This is a genomic window from Chelativorans multitrophicus, from assembly GCF_011317445.1.
GTDB lineage: Bacteria > Pseudomonadota > Alphaproteobacteria > Rhizobiales > Rhizobiaceae > Chelativorans > Chelativorans multitrophicus.
This window is the reverse complement of the sequence record NZ_JAAAPL010000001.1, coordinates 1,921,354-1,937,490: the sequence shown is the minus strand read 5'-3', so window position 1 is coordinate 1,937,490 and position 16,137 is coordinate 1,921,354. Positions and strand designations below refer to the sequence as shown.

14 protein-coding genes are annotated in these 16,137 nt (G+C 61.8%); 6 read left to right on the top strand and 8 right to left on the bottom strand.

The genetic code is table 11. The annotated features are described in order from the left end of the window. The first annotated feature begins 2 nt into the window (after positions 1-2). From GNP00_RS09160 to GNP00_RS09150, 3 genes are read left to right on the top strand one after another with little or no spacing between them, the layout of a single operon-like run. Positions 3-920 (top strand): glycoside hydrolase 5 family protein, encoded by a 918-nt coding sequence (locus tag GNP00_RS09160; RefSeq protein WP_011582008.1) that lies wholly within the window; start codon positions 3-5, stop codon positions 918-920. Continuing rightward, positions 917-1,774 (top strand): PIG-L deacetylase family protein, encoded by an 858-nt coding sequence (locus tag GNP00_RS09155; protein WP_011582007.1) that lies wholly within the window; start codon positions 917-919, stop codon positions 1,772-1,774. Before GNP00_RS09160 ends, GNP00_RS09155 begins: the two co-directional genes overlap by 4 nt. Further along, entirely contained in the window at positions 1,765-2,871 is a 1,107-nt protein-coding gene (locus tag GNP00_RS09150; RefSeq protein ID WP_011582006.1) for a glycosyltransferase family 4 protein, read from the top strand. Before GNP00_RS09155 ends, GNP00_RS09150 begins: the two co-directional genes overlap by 10 nt. Here GNP00_RS09150 and ureG read toward each other — a convergent pair. From ureG to GNP00_RS09110, 8 genes are read right to left on the bottom strand one after another with little or no spacing between them, the layout of a single operon-like run. After that, positions 2,834-3,457, bottom strand: coding sequence for an urease accessory protein UreG (gene ureG / locus GNP00_RS09145; RefSeq protein WP_011582005.1), 624 nt, complete (start codon positions 3,455-3,457; stop codon positions 2,834-2,836). The two genes, GNP00_RS09150 and ureG, sit on opposite strands and share 38 nt — an antisense overlap. A gap of 20 nt (positions 3,458-3,477) precedes the next feature. Continuing rightward, positions 3,478-4,182: an urease accessory protein UreF gene (locus tag GNP00_RS09140; RefSeq protein ID WP_246263710.1), complete on the bottom strand. Its 705-nt coding sequence runs from the start codon at positions 4,180-4,182 to the stop codon at positions 3,478-3,480. Further along, positions 4,133-4,609: an urease accessory protein UreE gene (locus tag GNP00_RS09135; RefSeq protein ID WP_011582003.1), complete on the bottom strand. Its 477-nt coding sequence runs from the start codon at positions 4,607-4,609 to the stop codon at positions 4,133-4,135. The genes GNP00_RS09140 and GNP00_RS09135 overlap by 50 nt, the downstream gene beginning before the upstream one ends. Positions 4,610-4,620: 11 nt before the next feature. Next, entirely contained in the window at positions 4,621-6,333 is a 1,713-nt protein-coding gene (gene ureC / locus GNP00_RS09130; RefSeq protein WP_011582002.1) for an urease subunit alpha, read from the bottom strand. Continuing rightward, positions 6,333-6,638: an urease subunit beta gene (locus tag GNP00_RS09125; protein ID WP_011582001.1), complete on the bottom strand. Its 306-nt coding sequence runs from the start codon at positions 6,636-6,638 to the stop codon at positions 6,333-6,335. The genes ureC and GNP00_RS09125 overlap by 1 nt, the downstream gene beginning before the upstream one ends. 20 nt (positions 6,639-6,658) lie before the next feature. Continuing rightward, positions 6,659-7,243 (bottom strand): HupE/UreJ family protein, encoded by a 585-nt coding sequence (locus GNP00_RS09120; RefSeq protein ID WP_011582000.1) that lies wholly within the window; start codon positions 7,241-7,243, stop codon positions 6,659-6,661. Between the two features lie 24 nt (positions 7,244-7,267). Beyond that, on the bottom strand, positions 7,268-7,570 hold the full coding sequence (locus tag GNP00_RS09115; RefSeq protein ID WP_011581999.1) for an urease subunit gamma: 303 nt from the start codon (positions 7,568-7,570) through the stop codon (positions 7,268-7,270). 16 nt (positions 7,571-7,586) lie between these two features. Next, positions 7,587-8,420, bottom strand: a complete 834-nt coding sequence (locus GNP00_RS09110; RefSeq protein WP_049764943.1) for an urease accessory protein UreD — start codon at positions 8,418-8,420, stop codon at positions 7,587-7,589. Between the two features lie 152 nt (positions 8,421-8,572). Between GNP00_RS09110 and GNP00_RS09105 the strand changes: the two genes are divergently transcribed. The 3 genes from GNP00_RS09105 to glgB are packed head-to-tail and all read left to right on the top strand — an operon-like array spanning position 8,573 to position 16,124. Continuing rightward, entirely contained in the window at positions 8,573-10,567 is a 1,995-nt protein-coding gene (locus GNP00_RS09105; RefSeq protein ID WP_041544779.1) for an alpha-1,4-glucan--maltose-1-phosphate maltosyltransferase, read from the top strand. Between the two features lie 29 nt (positions 10,568-10,596). After that, positions 10,597-13,911, top strand: a complete 3,315-nt coding sequence (gene treS / locus GNP00_RS09100; protein ID WP_041545533.1) for a maltose alpha-D-glucosyltransferase — start codon at positions 10,597-10,599, stop codon at positions 13,909-13,911. Further along, positions 13,908-16,124 (top strand): 1,4-alpha-glucan branching protein GlgB, encoded by a 2,217-nt coding sequence (glgB, locus tag GNP00_RS09095; protein WP_011581995.1) that lies wholly within the window; start codon positions 13,908-13,910, stop codon positions 16,122-16,124. Before treS ends, glgB begins: the two co-directional genes overlap by 4 nt. The last annotated feature ends 13 nt before the right edge of the window (positions 16,125-16,137 follow it).

Sequence of the window (16,137 nt, the reverse complement as noted above, 5' to 3'; positions counted from 1 at the left end):
TGATGATCGAAGCCGCGATGATCTGGAACGAGCCGAACAACAAGTCTCATTGGGATCCCGAAATCGATCCCGACTGGTCGCGGTTCGCGGAAATGGCAATTCTGGCGGCTGATGCCATCGGCAGCGCAAATCGCGACGTGGTGCGGGTTCTGGGTGGCATCTCTCCCATAGACCCGCTTTTTATCCAAAACTTGCAGGGCAAGGGAGTGCTTGATCATCTGGATGCCATCGCCGTTCATGGCTTTCCGCTCGACTGGAATTTGTGGCAGATCCAGGAATGGCCCCAAAGGCTTGCCGAGATACAGGCGCTTGCCGATCTGCCGGTCTGGGTGAGTGAAGTTGGCGTCTCCAGCTTTGGCGCTGAAGAAGTGCAGGCGTGGGGCCTGGGTCGCACGTTCGAGCTGCTCAAGGGGCTTTCACCGCGTATTCAATGGTACAGCCTGTTCGATCTCCCGCAGGCCTGGGGCGCTACCACGCGCCATAGGGAGGCGGAAGGGTCGTCCTATTATCGACATTTCTACATGGGGCTTATCCGCGAGGATGGCACGCCAAAGCCGGCACTGGAAAAATTCGCCGAATGCACACCGGAATTCGGCCTCTGCCAGTGGTTCCATTTCGAAGATCCAAGGCTTGACGAGGCGGTGAGCTGGATGAGGCGGCTCGGAGTCAAATATCTGCGCACCGGCCTTTCCTGGGCCGATAGTTTCCGCCCCGGCGCGCTCGACTGGTTCGACCGGCAGATGGAGGCTCTTGCGGATTTCGACGTGACGGTGACCTTCTGCTTCACACCCGAGCATCGCGGGATCGCGCCGCATCATACCAGCGCTCCGCAGGTGCCTCAGGAGTTCGCCGATTTCTGCGCCACAATGATCGAGCGCTATGCGGGGAAGGCGCGAAGCCGCATCCGAGGCGCCGCATGAGCATGTCGGCGCAATGGGAGGAGGATCTGTTCGCGCCAGCCGAAGCGCTGCTGGAATTGATCTGCTCCCCCGAGGGAAGCCCCCTCGACTGCCATGATGTGGCCGTCGTGGTGGCCCACCCGGATGACGAGACGATCGCGATCGGCGGCCAGCTTGCTCGTATGAGGGGTGTCAAGATCGTGCATGTGACCGATGGCGCGCCGGCCGATATGAAGGATGCCGAGGCGAACGGCTTTTCGCGGCGGGAGGACTATGCAGCCGCCCGGCGGCGGGAGCTCGAAGCTGCGGTCGCGATTGCCGGCATAGGTCCGGAGGCCTGCCATCTGATCGGCGTTGCCGACCAGTCCTCGGCCTATCATCTTGCGGAAATCGCTTCCCGGCTGGCGGATCTTTTCGAGAAGCAGGGGATAGCGACCGTCTTTACCCATGCCTTGGAGGGCGGTCATCCCGATCACGACTCGACGGCCTTTGCCGTACGGGCCGCGAGCCACCTGACCGCCCGGCGCAATCTGCCACCGCCAGTCATTTATGAATTTCCGCTCTATCGCCTGAAGCAGGGCCAGAGCGTTTTTCAGGAGTTCATCCCCGCGGGCGATGTCGAATATGCGGTAGCGCTCGATGACGAGGCCGCCGAGATGAAGCGGCGAATGCTTGCCGCTCATCTCACGCAGCAGCGGATCATCGGCCCTTTCTCGATGAAGACGGAGCGGTTTCGGCCCGCATCGCCCGCCGATTTTCGCGAGCTGCCGAACGAAGTGCTTTACGCTCAACGTGACTGGGGGCTGAGACCCTCCGACTGGCCGAATTTGGTCGAACAGGCAAGCAGGGAACTCGATCTTCCCCGATGGCTCTGACGATTCTCAGCGTTGCCTATCCATTCGCGGCGATCGGGCCGGACGCGGTGGGCGGCGCTGAGCAGGTGCTTTCCGCGCTCGATCGCGCGATGGTGCGAAACGGTCATCGCTCCATCGTGATCGCTTGCGAAGGATCAAAAACGGCGGGGGAACTGGTGCCCCTGGCTGCGCAGGGAGGCAGGATCGACGATTCCGTTCGGCACAGGGTTTGGGGGGAGGTGCGCCAGCTAATCGGCGAGGTTCTGATGCGGGAGCGGGTGGATCTGGTGCACCTACATGGGCTCGATTTCCACGCTTACCTCCCGGAAAGTGCGCTCACAGTGGCAACGCTGCACCTGCCGCTGGACTGGTATCCCGGCTGGATCTTCGAAAGCCGCGCCAATCTCTTTCTCCACTGCGTTTCGGAAATTCAGCACCGCACCGCGCCGGTAGGCGCCCCGCTGCTGCCGCCGATCCCGAATGGGGTTCCGCTTGAGCTTTTCCTCACGCGACAGCGCAAGCGCGATCACGCAATCGTCCTCAGCCGGATTTGCCCGGAAAAGGGAATCCACATGGCAATCCAAGCCTGCCGGCTTGCCGATGCAGCTCTTCTGATAGGCGGTCAGGTGTTTCCTTACGAGGCGCATGAGCGCTATTTCAAAGAGGAGCTTGCGCCTTTTCTGGATTCGCGGCGGCGGTTCCTTGGACCACTCGTTTTCAACCGAAAGCGACGGCTCCTTGCGTCTGCCCGATGCGCGCTTGTGCCCAGCCTGGTGGCGGAAACAAGCTCGCTCACGGCAATGGAAGCGCTCGCCTGCGGCACGCCTGTAATCGCCTTTGAGAACGGCGCGTTGCCAGGCGTGGTCGAGAATGGACGCACCGGTTTTCTCGTCAAGAATGTTTCAGAGATGGCAGAGGCGATCATGGCTGCATCATCCCTCGATCCCCAGGTCTGCCGGGACGCGGCTTGGCAGCTCTTTTCACCGCAGCGGATGGAGCAGCGCTATCTCGATCTCTATCAGGGGCTTGCAGGCATGGCGCGACCAAGGCAGTCCAGCGCGGAATTCGCCGCCGGTACGATCAAGCAGCAAGCGCAAGCCCACCCATCTTTTCGATGAACGCGACGACCTCTTCCGCACCTTGACGGCGGGACAGATCGGTCATGACATAGGGCCGGCCCTCACGCACTTTCTCCGTATCGCTCCTCATCACGTCGAGGTTCGCGCCTACATAGGGCGCGAGATCGGTCTTGTTGATGATGAGAAGATCCGACCGGGTGATCGCTGGCCCACCCTTGCGCGGAATTTTCTCACCCTGGGCGACGGAGATCACATAGAGCGTCAGGTCGGCAAGATCGGGCGAAAAGGTGGCCGCCAGATTATCGCCGCCACTTTCAATCAGGATGATGTCGAGGTCTGGGAAACGGCGATTGAGATGGGCGATGGCTGCAAGGTTGAGCGAGGCGTCCTCTCGAATCGCGGTGTGCGGGCAGCCGCCGGTCTCAACGCCGACAATGCGGTCCTCGGAGATCGCCTGCAGTCGAGCGAGGATCAGCGCGTCCTCCTTGGTGTAAATGTCGTTTGTGACGACGGCCATGGAATAGCGGTCGCGCATGGATTTGAGCAGGACTTCGCATAGCGTCGTCTTGCCGGAACCGACCGGGCCGCCGATGCCAATCCTCAAGGGTCCATTCGACGATTTCATAGGCGCCTCCAGGCTGCGCGTCAGGAGCGGAAAATCCGCGTGCTAAGGGTTTCGTGAGCCATGGCTGCAATATCGGCTGCATAGGCCACTGAGCCCAAATCGTCCAGCGTGGCGCGGGACAGCTCCTTCGCCTTTTCCGCGACCAGCGGTTCGAGCGCGGCGAGGATTGTAAGCCCTTGCGTCTGGCCAACAGGCACGAGCCTTATCGCAACGGAAATCTGTGCCTGCACATAGGCGGTGAGGTAAGCGAGGAGCATCGCTTCGGGGCTGATGCCGCACGCGCCGGCAAGCGCGCCGAAGGCCACCGGATATGGGCAGGGGGAGGGCAGCCGGCCACATGTTTGCGCAGCCCATGCCCGAGCGGCCAGAACGAAAGCCTCGCCGGTCGCCGCGAGTTCTTGATGGCGTTCCAAGGCTGGCGTCAGAGCCAGACAGAGGTCGGTGAGCTGCTGCAGCCGCTGCTCGTCAAGGTACGCACGGCAGGCCTCTGCCATCAGAATGGCGTCGTTGCGGGCCGCACCTGCGAGAAGATTTCCTTCGATCCAATCGCGCGCGGTTGCCGCGTCTTTCACACGGCGGTCAGCAATGGCGGTTTCAAGCCCCGCCGAGTATGCGAAGCTGCCGACCGGAAAGGCCGGCGACGCCCAAGTGAGCAGCCTTTGCAGCGACTGAAGCTCAGTCGTGGTGGTCATGAGTATGGCCCTGATGATGACTGTGGCCGTCATGGGAATGGGCCTGATAGGCACCGCCTTCGGGCGAGAAGGGAGCCGTGATATCGGTGACCATCGCGCCCAGTCCCTCCAGCATGTCACGAATTACGTGGTCGCGCCGGATGAGGATACGGTCCTCGGCTATTTCCGCCGGGAGGTGCCGGTTGCCTATCTGCCACGCCAGCGCAAGGAGATGGCGGGAATCACGGCCGCGCACTTCGTAAAGAGGTTCGGGCAGGGCGCGTACCTCGATCACGCGGCCATCCTCCAGCAGGAGGCCGTCGCCGTGATTGAGCAGCCTTGCCTCCGGCAGATCAAGCAGGAACTCGATTCCATTGTCCGAGCGCATCATCATGCGGCGGCGGTGACGCGCCGTCTCGTCAAGCGTGATCGTGTCGAAGGCTCTGTCGAATTTTGCGGTGACGGATGTCGCGCGGATCATCTCAAGCTGTCCTAAAAGAGGAAATAGCGCTGCGCCATGGGCAAGACCGTGGCTGGCTCGCAGGTGAGCAGTTCGCCGTCTGCGCGCACTTCATAGGTTTCGGGATCAACCTCGATATGCGGTGTGGCATCGTTGAAGACCATCGCTTTCTTGCCGATCCCGCTACGGGTGTTCTCCACCGCAAGCATGCCTTTCTCGACCCCCAGCTTCTGCTGAAGCCCGTCGCTCAAGGCGGCTTCAGAGACGAAGGTGACTGAGGAGGCGGCAATCGCCTTGCCATAGGCGCCGAACATGGGGCGGTAGTGCATGGGCTGCGGAGTGGGGATGGAGGCGTTGGGGTCTCCCATGGGAGCAGCGGCGATCGTGCCGCCGAGCAGGATCATCTCCGGCTTTACGCCGAAAAAGGCAGGGTTCCAAAGAACCAGATCGGCGCGCTTGCCCACTTCGATTGAGCCGATGTGCTTTGACACGCCATGGGCGATGGCCGGATTGATCGTATATTTGGCGATGTAGCGCTTAACGCGGAAATTGTCGTTGTCGCCCGTCTCCTCAGGCAGCTTTCCGCGCTGGCGTTTCATCTTGTCGGCGGTCTGCCAGGTGCGGATGATCACCTCGCCGACGCGGCCCATGGCCTGGCTGTCGGACGAGATGATGGAGAAGGCGCCGAGGTCGTGGAGGATGTCCTCCGCCGCGATCGTCTCCTTGCGGATACGGCTTTCGGCGAAGGCCACATCTTCCGGGATTGACGGCGAGAGATGATGGCAGACCATCAGCATGTCGAGATGCTCGGCGATGGTGTTCACCGTATATGGGCGTGTGGGATTGGTGGAGGAGGGGATGACGTTCGGCAGCCCCGCCACCTTAATGATATCGGGTGCGTGGCCGCCGCCGGCACCTTCCGTGTGGAAGGCATGAATGGTGCGGCCCTTGAAAGCGGCAATGGTGTTTTCCACAAAACCGCTTTCGTTGAGCGTGTCCGTATGGATCATCACCTGCACGTCATGATCGTCCGCCACGGCAAGGCAGTTATCGATTGCGGCAGGCGTCGTGCCCCAGTCCTCGTGCAGCTTCATCGCGCACGCGCCGGCCTTAATCATTTCGATCAGCGGCGCAGGGAGCGAGGCGTTGCCTTTGCCCGCGAGGCCGATATTCATCGGGAAAGCGTCGAAGGACTGGATCATACGGCCGATGTGGAAGCTGCCAGGCGTGCAGGTGGTGGCGAGCGTGCCATGCGCGGGGCCGGTGCCGCCGCCCAGCATGGTCGTGAGGCCCGACATCAGCGCCTCCTCGATCTGCTGCGGGCAGATAAAATGGATATGCGCGTCGAAGCCGCCGGCGGTAAGGATCTTGCCCTCGCCAGCAATCGCCTCGGTGCCTGGGCCGACGATGATGTTGACGCCGGGCTGCGTGTCCGGATTACCAGCCTTTCCGATTGCCGCAATCCTGCCGTCGCGCAGGCCGATATCGGCCTTGTAGATGCCGGTGACATCGATGACGAGTGCATTGGTGATGACCGTATCCACGGCGCCGTCGGCGCGGGAGACCTGGCTTTGGCCCATGCCGTCGCGGATCACCTTGCCGCCGCCGAACTTCACCTCCTCGCCGTAGGTGGTGAAATCCTTCTCCACTTCGATGAAGAGTTCGGTATCCGCCAGCCTCACCTTGTCTCCGGTGGTGGGGCCGTACATATCCGCATAGGCGGCGCGGGAAATCTTTGCGGGCATCAGAGATCTCCCATGATTTTCTGCTGAAAGCCGAAGACCTTGCGTGCGCCGGAGAGCGGAACAAGGCGCACCTCGCGCGCCTGGCCCGGCTCGAAGCGCACCGCCGTTCCGGCCGCAATGTCGAGGCGCATACCGCGGGCCTTCTCGCGGTCGAAGGAGAGTGCGCCGTTCGTCTCGTAGAAGTGATAATGGGAGCCGACCTGAATGGGACGGTCGCCGGTATTGCTGACCTCAAGCACCACTTGAGGAGCGCCGGCATTCAGCTCGATTTCACCTGCTTTTGGAATGACTTCGCCCGGGATCATGAGAAGCTGTTCCTCTTCTGTCAGCCGGCAAAGGCGAGCCACAGGCCGGCAACCGACGTAACGGCGCCGGCCAGGCGGGTAAGCGTGCAGTTCTTCTTCTGCCAGCGGCTGAGACCTATCCCCAGTGCGATGCCGGCTGCGTGAAGGAGCGCGGTGGCGATGGCGAAGCCCATGGCAAATTGAGCAGCGCCGGCGGTGCCCAATTCACCGCCATGGGCATGGCCATGGAAAAAGGCGAAGAAGGCCACGGCGGCCATCATACCCGCCACGGGCATAGAAACGGCGAGCGCCACCATAAGGCCGATGAAGACGATCGACGCAAGGATCACCGGCTCCACAAAGGGGATGGGCGCGCCGAGAAGGGCAGCGGCAAAGCCCCAGATCATCGTGCCGACGAATGCAGCGGGTACCCACGCAAGCGCACGCCCGCCGATCGTCGCAGCCCACAGGCCGACCGCCACCATCACCAGAACATGGTCGATCCCGAAGAGCGGATGCGAGAAGCCGGCCATCAACGAGCCGTGCGCAACCGGATCAAGATGCGCAAAGGCGGGCATGGTGGCGGCAAAAAGTGCGGCGGTGGCGATTGCGAGACGGTTGAACATGCGTGTCCCCACTGGCGTTTTGTTCTAGCGGATCGGTTCGTGGACGGTGACGAGCTTCGTGCCGTCCGGGAAAGTGGCTTCCACCTGGATATCGTGGATCATCTCGGCCACGCCCTCCATCACCTGGTCACGGGTGATGACGTGGGCTCCCGCCTCCATGAGCTCGGCGACGGGACGGCCGTCGCGCGCGCCCTCCACCACGAAATCGGTAATGAGCGCGACCGCCTCCGGGTGATTGAGCTTGACGCCGCGTTCAAGCCTTCGGCGGGCCACAATCGCGGCCATGGCAATCAGCAGCTTGTCCTTTTCGCGAGGCGTCAGATTCATGCGTGTCGTGTCCCCTTCAGATGGACCAGAGACGGGGCAGCGCCCCGGCGCCGGACAGAAGCGCTATTGCTGGTATTATTGTGCGCCGCAACATAAGACCTGATGGCGCGACAACGCGCAAGACCAGACGTTCGCCGATTGCACTTGCGGCAGCATGCACGGACGGACCCAGGATGCTCCGCAGCGCTGTGAGCTTCTCCTCGGCATCCGGCCCAATCGCGAGTATGGTCGCAAAGGCATTGTTGCCTGCGAGCAGGGAGATACCCTCGCGCTCGAACTCCTCGCCGGCAAGGCGTGTCTCTTCGGCATGGACCAGCTTGCCGTCGCGATAGATGCGCCAGCGATCCCTCAGATGGGCCTTCCGCGCCGTCTCGCCCATGGCCTCACGGCCCAGAAGCACCGCTTCGACTGCGGTGAAGGTGGCATTGTCCTCCAGATCGACTCGCAGGCTGCGATGAAGACGGCTTCCCTCGAAGAGTATCGTTTCCTGCGGCAGCCAGTCGACATGTGCGCCGGGGCCGACGCGCAAGGCGGTGGAAACGCGAGCATCATCCCCCGTCGAGCGGTAAATGCGCTCGCAGGCTTGCGTTGTCACCACCAGTTTCGAGCCGGCGAGGGCATCGGCCTTCCAATCGATGCGGTCTCCTCCGGTAAGCCCGCCCGAGGTGTTGATAAGCACCGCCTCCATGGCCCCGCCATGGCTCCTAGGCAGACGGATCTTGCAGCAGCCTTCCTGGTAGAGGCGCTCAAGCCGGGTGCGACCTTCCCGAAGCTTCGCCTCAATCCTGCCGGTGCCGTGGGCGCGTTGCATTGGCGCGGGCGAAGCGTCTTCCTGGGCGGTTTGTCTCATTAAGGACATGCTGCGCTCGGTTTCCTCTGATGCCGTCTTCGAGCACCGTCGGCGTGCAAAATATTCCGGTTCCATCCTCTTCCGCAACGGAACCAGCACGCATTCTCAACGTTGGCCTTGGCAGGGGGAATTTGGATGAGAGATTTTTAGGAATGGACCGTCCCGGTCAGGCGCTCCTTCAGAAGCTTGCTGCCAGCCGAATTGCAATCGAGGCTGTCGAACCCGCCATCGACGGAGGGCGTTTCGCCGCCAAGACGATCGTGGGGCATCCATTACGCGTGGAAGCAGATATTTTCTGCGACGGCCACGAGATAATCGCTGCCGCACTCCTCTACCGCCAGCGAGGTGAAAGGAGCTGGAGAGAGACGCCCATGCGCCACCTCGTGAACGATCGCTGGCGAGCAACGGTCGTCTTCGAGGAAGTCGGCCATCACGAATTCAGGATCGCCTCCTGGCGCGACCTTTTTGCCACCTGGCGGATGGATACCGCCAAGAAGCACGAGGCGGGGCAGAAGATCTCCCTCGAATTGCAGGAAGGCCGGCTGCTCGTTGAAAAAGCGCTCGGCATTCGCACCGGAGGAACACCGAACGACCGTTCGGCGCTCAAGGCGCTTCTGGCGGAGGTGACATCCTCCTCATCGGAGGGCGATGCGCTTGCTGTGCTGATGAGCGATGACATGGCCGTGCTCATGCGCCGGCTGGGCGTACGCATGAATCTAACGGAGTCCGATAAAGTTTTTCCGGTTTTTGTCGACCGCGAAAAGGCGGGCTTTTCCGCTTGGTATGAGCTCATGCCGCGGTCGCAATCCGTCAGCCCGGATCGCCACGGCACCTTCGACGATGTGATCGCCAGGCTTCCCTATGTTCGCGATCTCGGCTTCGACGTGCTTTATTTCCCGCCGATACACCCGATCGGCCGCACAAACCGCAAGGGCCGCAACAACAGCCTTACGCCAGAGCCGGGCGATCCGGGAAGTCCCTACGCCATCGGCGCGGAAGAGGGTGGGCACGATGCGCTCCATCCCGAGCTCGGCTCGTTCGAAGATTTCGCACGGCTGGTTAAGGCCGCAAGCGAGCATGGGCTGGAGATCGCGCTGGACTTTGCCATCCAGTGCTCGCCCGACCACCCGTGGATCAAGGAGCATCCCGAATGGTTCGACTGGCGGCCTGACGGCACCATCAAATTCGCCGAGAATCCGCCAAAGAAATACGAAGATATCGTCAATGTTCATTTCTACCGCGATGCCATCCCCGGCCTCTGGTACGCGCTGCGCGACATTGTCCTGTTCTGGCTGGAAAGGGGCGTGCGGATCTTCCGCGTGGACAACCCGCACACCAAGCCGTTGCCCTTCTGGGAATGGATGATCGAGGAGGTGCGGCAGGTCGACCCCGGCGTGATCTTTCTCGCCGAGGCCTTCACGCGGCCCAAGATGATGAAGCGGCTGGCCAAGGTCGGCTTCAACCAGTCCTATTCCTATTTTACCTGGCGTAACACCAAGTGGGAACTCACCGAATATCTGACCGAGCTCACGCGGGAGGAGTGCCGCTATTACATGCGGCCGAACTTCTTCGTGAACACGCCGGACATCAACCCTCGCTACCTGCAGACGAGCGGCAGGCCGGGTTTTCAGGTGCGGCTCATTCTCGCTGCCACGCTGGGCACGAACTACGGCGTCTATAGCGGCTTTGAGCTGTGCGAAGCCGAGGCTATGCCCGGCAAGGAAGAGTATCTCAACTCCGAGAAATACGAGATCCGCGCCTGGGATTGGGACCGTCCAGGGAACATAAAGACGGACATTCTGTTCGTGAACCGGCTGCGGCGGGAAAATCCGGCGCTACGGCAGTTCACGAACCTGAAATTCTACAACGCCTGGAACGACAATATTCTCTACTACGGCAAGCACACGGACGATCTGACCAGTTTTCTGCTCTTCGCCGTCAATCTCGATCCTCATAACTCGCAGGGCGCCCATTTCGAGGTGCCGCTCTGGGAATTCGGGCTGCCGGATGATGCAATGATCGAGGCGGAAGATCTTGTCACCGGCCAACCTTTCACCTGGACCGGCAAGGTCCAGCACATGCTTCTTGACCCGCACCAGCGCCCCTACATGGCCTGGCGGCTCATCCCTCCAGGAAGTCGCCGATGAACACGATGGAAAAGGTCGCCTCGGAACTCATGTCTCCAGAAGAGGCCGAAGCTGTCCAGGTCGTGCCGCCTGCCGGCCCGCGGCCGCCCGATTGGTATAAGGACGCGGTCATCTATCAGCTCCACATCAAGGCCTTCCACGATTCCAATGGCGATGGAATGGGGGATTTCAATGGCCTGATGCAGCGGCTCGATTATGTCGAACGGCTGGGCGTCAACACCATATGGCTTCTGCCGTTCTATCCCTCACCGCTCCGGGATGACGGTTACGACATCGCGGATTACCGCTCCATCAATCCTTCCTACGGCACCATGCGCGATTTTCGCCGCTTCGTGGCCGAAGCGCACCGGCGCGGCATCCGGGTGATCACGGAACTGGTCATCAACCACACCTCCGACCAGCATCCCTGGTTCCAGCGGGCAAGGCACGCCAAGAAGGGTTCCGCCGCGCGGCAATTCTATGTCTGGAACGACGATGACGAGCGCTATCCCGAGACACGCATCATCTTCCTCGATACGGAAAAATCCAACTGGACCTGGGATCCGGTCGCCGGCCAATTCTTCTGGCACCGCTTCTATTCGCACCAGCCGGATCTCAATTTTGATAATCCCCGGGTGCTCGACGCTGTCATCAGGATCATGCGTTTCTGGCTGGATATGGGGGTGGACGGGCTGAGGCTCGACGCGATTCCGTATCTCGTCGAGCGCGACGGGACGAACAACGAGAACCTGCCCGAGACGCATGAGATCCTGAAGAAAATACGAAAGGCGCTGGACGAGAAATATCCCGACCGGATGCTGCTTGCCGAAGCCAATCAGTGGCCGGAGGACACGCGCCCCTATTTCGGCGAGGGGGACGAGTGCCATATGGCTTTCCACTTCCCGCTAATGCCGCGCATCTATATGGCGCTGGCGCAGGAAGACCGGCATCCGATCTCCGATATCATGCGGCAGACGCCGGAAATCCCGGAATCATGCCAATGGGCGATTTTCCTGCGCAACCACGACGAACTGACGCTTGAAATGGTGACCGACCGCGAGCGCGACTACCTTTGGCGCACCTATGCGGAGGACGTGCGGGCGCGCATCAATCTCGGCATCCGCCGCCGGCTTGCGCCGCTGATGCAGAACGACCGGCGCAAGATCGAGCTGATGAATGCGCTGCTCTTCTCCATGCCTGGCACGCCGATCGTCTATTATGGCGACGAGCTCGGCATGGGCGACAATATCTATCTCGGCGACCGGGACGGGGTGCGCACACCCATGCAGTGGGCGCCCGACCGCAATGGCGGCTTCTCACGCGCCAACCCGCAAATGCTTTACCTGCCGCCCATCATGGACCCGGTCTACGGTTACCAGACCATCAATGTGGAGGCGCAGGAGGCAGATCCATCGTCGCTTCTCAACTGGGTGCGGCGTGTGATCGGCGTGCGCAAGCAACACTCGGCCTTCGGACGTGGCGATTTCACCATGCTCTATCCGAGAAACCGCCGCATCCTTGCCTATACGCGCAGCGATGCAAACGAGACGATCCTGTGCGTGGCCAATCTCTCGCGCTCGCCTCAGGCAGTGGAACTGGATCTTTCGAAATACCGCAATTGCGTGCCGATCGAACTTGTCAGCCAGTCGCCATTCCCGCCGATCGGCGATCTGCCCTACATGCTTACGCTGACGGGTTACGGTACCTTCTGGTTCGTGCTCGCGAGCGAGGCGCAGGCGCCCGAATGGCACAACAATGTGCCGGAGCCTTTGCCTGAATTCATAACGCTTACCATGGTGGACGGGCGCATCGAGCGCGCGCTGGAAGGGCGCGAGCGGCGGCAGCTCGAACAGGATGTTCTGCCGCAATTCATGCAGCGCCAACGCTGGTATGGCGCCAAGGGCGAGGGGATACGCTCCGCCGGGATAAGTGATATCGCCAAACTGGGTGATGAAGGGGGGCTTCTCACCATCGTGGATGTCGATCTGTCCGTCTCGGGCAGGCAGCGCTACCTCCTGCCGCTTACCGTCCTCTGGGGCGAAGAAAACGTGCAGTTCGGGGCGCCCAAACTTTCCGTAACGCTGGCACGTGTGCGCAAAGGTTCGCGTCTCGGCGCCCTGATCGACGGCGCCTATGACGACCGCTTCGCCTCGGAGCTGATGCGGCGGATGCAGGAAAACCAGGAGATGCAGGTGCCAGGCGGGACTCTGCGCTTCTATGGAAATGAACAGCTCACGGCCATGCATTTCGAGGAGACGCCTTCCCCCCTGATGGGAGAGCAGAGCAATGTGTCAGTCGCCTTCGACCGGCAGGTGCTGCTCAAGATTTTCCGCCGGTTGAGGCCGGGCGACCAGCCTGAGGTGGAGGTGGCGCGCTTCCTGACGGAGGTCGCGGGCTTCAGGAATACGCCCGCCTTTCTCGGCATGGTCGAATATGAGGAGCAGGGCGCCCGTACCGTTCTGGCCAGCGTTTCCGGTTTCGTCGAGAATCAGGGCGATGCATGGGGCGTCTTCGTGCACGCGCTGGAGCGGCAGATCGAAGACGAAACCCTTGCACCGCCTGCCCCGGCCGGCGCCACGCCGGCTGAGGGGACCACGGCACAGCTCCTCTATCCGCTCGACCTGCTTCGGCGCCTCGGCGAACGCACGGGCGAAATGCACGCTGCCCTCGCGATTGAAACCGACATGGAGGCTTTCCGGTGCGAGCCGATCCGCCGGGCGGACATCGCAAGCTGGGTCAAGGACCTGAAACAGCAGGCGGCGAGCGCCCGCGCGGCCCTGGAGCGCAACAAGGATCGCCTTCCCCTCAACATAAGGGAAAGCGTGGAGCACCTTCTGTCTCTGAGACAACGGATCGACAGGCGCATCAGCGAGTTCGGAAAAATCACGCCTTCCGGGAAGAAGTCACGCATCCATGGCGACTATCATCTTGGCCAGGTGCTGGTCTCAAAGCAGGACCTCTACATCATCGATTTCGAGGGTGAGCCGCGCCGAAGCCTGGAGGAACGCCGCGGCAAGAGCTCTCCGCTGCGGGATGTGGCGGGAATGCTGCGCTCCTTCGATTATGCCGCATGGACGGCGGTGCGCCAGGTCGCCGCGCGCCTGCCGGACCAGACGCGGGATGGCAGCTCGCTCGCGCGCCAATGGCGAGAGCGGATGAGCGCGGAATTCCTGGAAGGATACCGCGCGGCTGCCTCCGTCGCGCAGAACCAGCCAGCAGACGGAGCCACATGGGAAGCCCTGCTCGAACTTTTCCTGTTGCAGAAGGGTTTCTACGAAATCAACTACGAACTCTCCAACCGGCCGGACTGGGTGGGCATCCCCGTGCAGGGCGTGCTCGACCTGATCGAAAGGAGGAGCGGATGAGCGCGGCGGCCGATGCAGCTCCATGGAGGCTCGACGACCCCCATGTTATCGGCGCGCTGGTGGCGGGCCGGCTTGCAGACCCGTTTGCGATATTGGGGCCGCATCAGACGGCGGCCGGTCTCGTGCTGCGGGTGCTGCGCCCCGAAGCCGATACGGCGGAGGCAATCGATCCTGATTCCGGCAGTAGCTACGGCAAGCTGCTCAAGCGTCATGCGCGGGGCTTCTTCGAGGGCCTGATCTCGAAGAACACAGCCGTTCCGAGATACCGGCTTCGTTTCACCCGCGAGGGTGACACCTGGGACGAAGAGGATGCCTACCGGTTCCCCAGCACCTTCGGGGACCTCGATCTATATCTGCTTGGCGAGGGGCGGCACCAGCGTCTCTATGAAAAGCTCGGCGCGCATCCGATGGCCTGCGATGGGGTGGATGGCACCCGCTTTGCCGTTTGGGCGCCCAATGCGAGCCGCGTCAGCGTGGTCGGCAATTTCAACAATTGGGATGGCCGCCGCCATCAGATGCGGCTTCATCCGGGGATCGGCGTCTGGGAAATCTTCGTGCCGGGCGCAAAACCGGGAAATCTTTACAAATACGAGATCATCGGCCGCAACGGCGAGTTGCTGCCCCCGAAAGCCGATCCGGTGGGTTTTCGTGCGGAGGTGCCGCCGGCGACTGCTTCCGTCGTCAACGGTCTGCCTCAAATGGAATGGGGCGATGGTGAGTGGGTGGAGCACCGCATCGGAAAGAACGATCGGAAAGCCCCGATCTCGATCTATGAGGTGCATCTGGGTTCCTGGCGCCGCCATGAGGATGGCCGTTACCTCTCTTACGATGAACTGGCCGACCGGCTGCTTCCCTATGTGAAGGATCTCGGCTTCACCCACATCGAGTGCATGCCGGTGAGTGAGCATCCCTTTTCCGGTTCGTGGGGGTACCAGCCGGTCGGCCTTTATGCTCCGACAAGTCGCTTCGGCACGCCGGAGGACTTTGCCCGCTTCGTCGATCGCTGCCATCATGAAGGGATCGGAGTCATCATCGATTGGGTGCCGGCGCATTTCCCTTCGGACGCGCACGGGCTTGCCCGTTTCGACGGCACGGCGCTTTACGAGCACGAGGACCCGCGGCTCGGCTTCCATCGTGACTGGAACACGCTCATCTACAATTTCGGGCGACGAGAGGTCGCGAATTTCCTCACCGCTAACGCGCTTTTCTGGCTCGACCGGTACCATGTGGACGGCCTGCGCGTGGATGCGGTCGCCTCGATGCTTTACCTCGACTACAGCCGCCAGCCAGGCGAGTGGATCCCCAACAAACACGGCGGCAACGAGAACCTCGAGGCGATCGCATTCCTCAGGGAAACGAACACGGCGCTTTTCGGCTCCCACCCCGGCACCACATCGATCGCGGAAGAATCGACGGCTTTTCCCGGTGTTTCCCGGCCGGTCTATGCCGGAGGGCTTGGCTTCGGCTTCAAGTGGAACATGGGCTGGATGCACGACACGCTGGATTACATGCAGCACGAGCCGATCCATCGCCAGCATCATCACGACCGCATGACCTTCGGCCTGATTTATGCCTTCTCGGAAAACTTCATCCTGCCGCTCAGCCATGACGAGGTGGTGCACGGCAAGGGGTCCCTGATCGGCCGCATGCCCGGCGACCGGTGGCAGAAATTTGCGAATCTGCGCGCCTATTTCACCTTCATGTGGACTCATCCCGGCAAGAAGCTTCTCTTCATGGGCGGAGAATTCGCCCAGGAGCGCGAGTGGAACCACGACTGGCAGCTCGACTGGCACCATCTGGACGATCCGATGCACCGGGGCGTGCACGATCTCATCCGCGATCTGAACCGGATTTACAGGAGCGAGCCTGCGCTGCATGAGCTCGATTGCGAGCCCGAAGGTTTCGAGTGGATCGATGCCTCGGACCCCAGCATCAGCACCTATGTCTACATGCGAAAGGGGACCGGCGGTGCGCGGCCGGTGGTCGTGGCCTGCAACTTTACGCCGGTCGTGCGCGAGAACTTCCGCATCGGTTTGCCGAACGCAGGCATCTGGCGGGAGATCCTGAACAGCGACGACCGCCGCTATGGAGGCTCGGACGTCACCAACGGAACTGTAACCGCGACCACCGACGAGCCGTGGCACGGCCGGCCTGCTTCAGCGATCCTGAGGCTGCCCCCGCTGGGCAGCGTCGTGCTTGTGGGTGAAGCGTGACAGGAGACCCACA

Excerpts from the sequence above, each read along its gene's own strand:
- GNP00_RS09160 (WP_011582008.1), top strand. The coding sequence starts at position 3 with ATGATCGAAGCCGCGATGATCTGGAACGAGCCGAACAACAAGTCTCAT.
- GNP00_RS09155 (WP_011582007.1), top strand. The coding sequence starts at position 917 with ATGAGCATGTCGGCGCAATGGGAGGAGGATCTGTTCGCGCCAGCCGAA.
- GNP00_RS09150 (WP_011582006.1), top strand. The coding sequence starts at position 1,765 with ATGGCTCTGACGATTCTCAGCGTTGCCTATCCATTCGCGGCGATCGGG.
- ureG (WP_011582005.1), bottom strand. The coding sequence starts at position 3,457 with ATGAAATCGTCGAATGGACCCTTGAGGATTGGCATCGGCGGCCCGGTC.
- GNP00_RS09140 (WP_246263710.1), bottom strand. The coding sequence starts at position 4,182 with ATGACGGCCACAGTCATCATCAGGGCCATACTCATGACCACCACGACT.
- GNP00_RS09135 (WP_011582003.1), bottom strand. The coding sequence starts at position 4,609 with ATGATCCGCGCGACATCCGTCACCGCAAAATTCGACAGAGCCTTCGAC.
- ureC (WP_011582002.1), bottom strand. The coding sequence starts at position 6,333 with ATGCCCGCAAAGATTTCCCGCGCCGCCTATGCGGATATGTACGGCCCC.
- GNP00_RS09125 (WP_011582001.1), bottom strand. The coding sequence starts at position 6,638 with ATGATCCCGGGCGAAGTCATTCCAAAAGCAGGTGAAATCGAGCTGAAT.
- GNP00_RS09120 (WP_011582000.1), bottom strand. The coding sequence starts at position 7,243 with ATGTTCAACCGTCTCGCAATCGCCACCGCCGCACTTTTTGCCGCCACC.
- GNP00_RS09115 (WP_011581999.1), bottom strand. The coding sequence starts at position 7,570 with ATGAATCTGACGCCTCGCGAAAAGGACAAGCTGCTGATTGCCATGGCC.
- GNP00_RS09110 (WP_049764943.1), bottom strand. The coding sequence starts at position 8,420 with ATGAGACAAACCGCCCAGGAAGACGCTTCGCCCGCGCCAATGCAACGC.
- GNP00_RS09105 (WP_041544779.1), top strand. The coding sequence starts at position 8,573 with ATGGACCGTCCCGGTCAGGCGCTCCTTCAGAAGCTTGCTGCCAGCCGA.
- treS (WP_041545533.1), top strand. The coding sequence starts at position 10,597 with ATGTCTCCAGAAGAGGCCGAAGCTGTCCAGGTCGTGCCGCCTGCCGGC.
- glgB (WP_011581995.1), top strand. The coding sequence starts at position 13,908 with ATGAGCGCGGCGGCCGATGCAGCTCCATGGAGGCTCGACGACCCCCAT.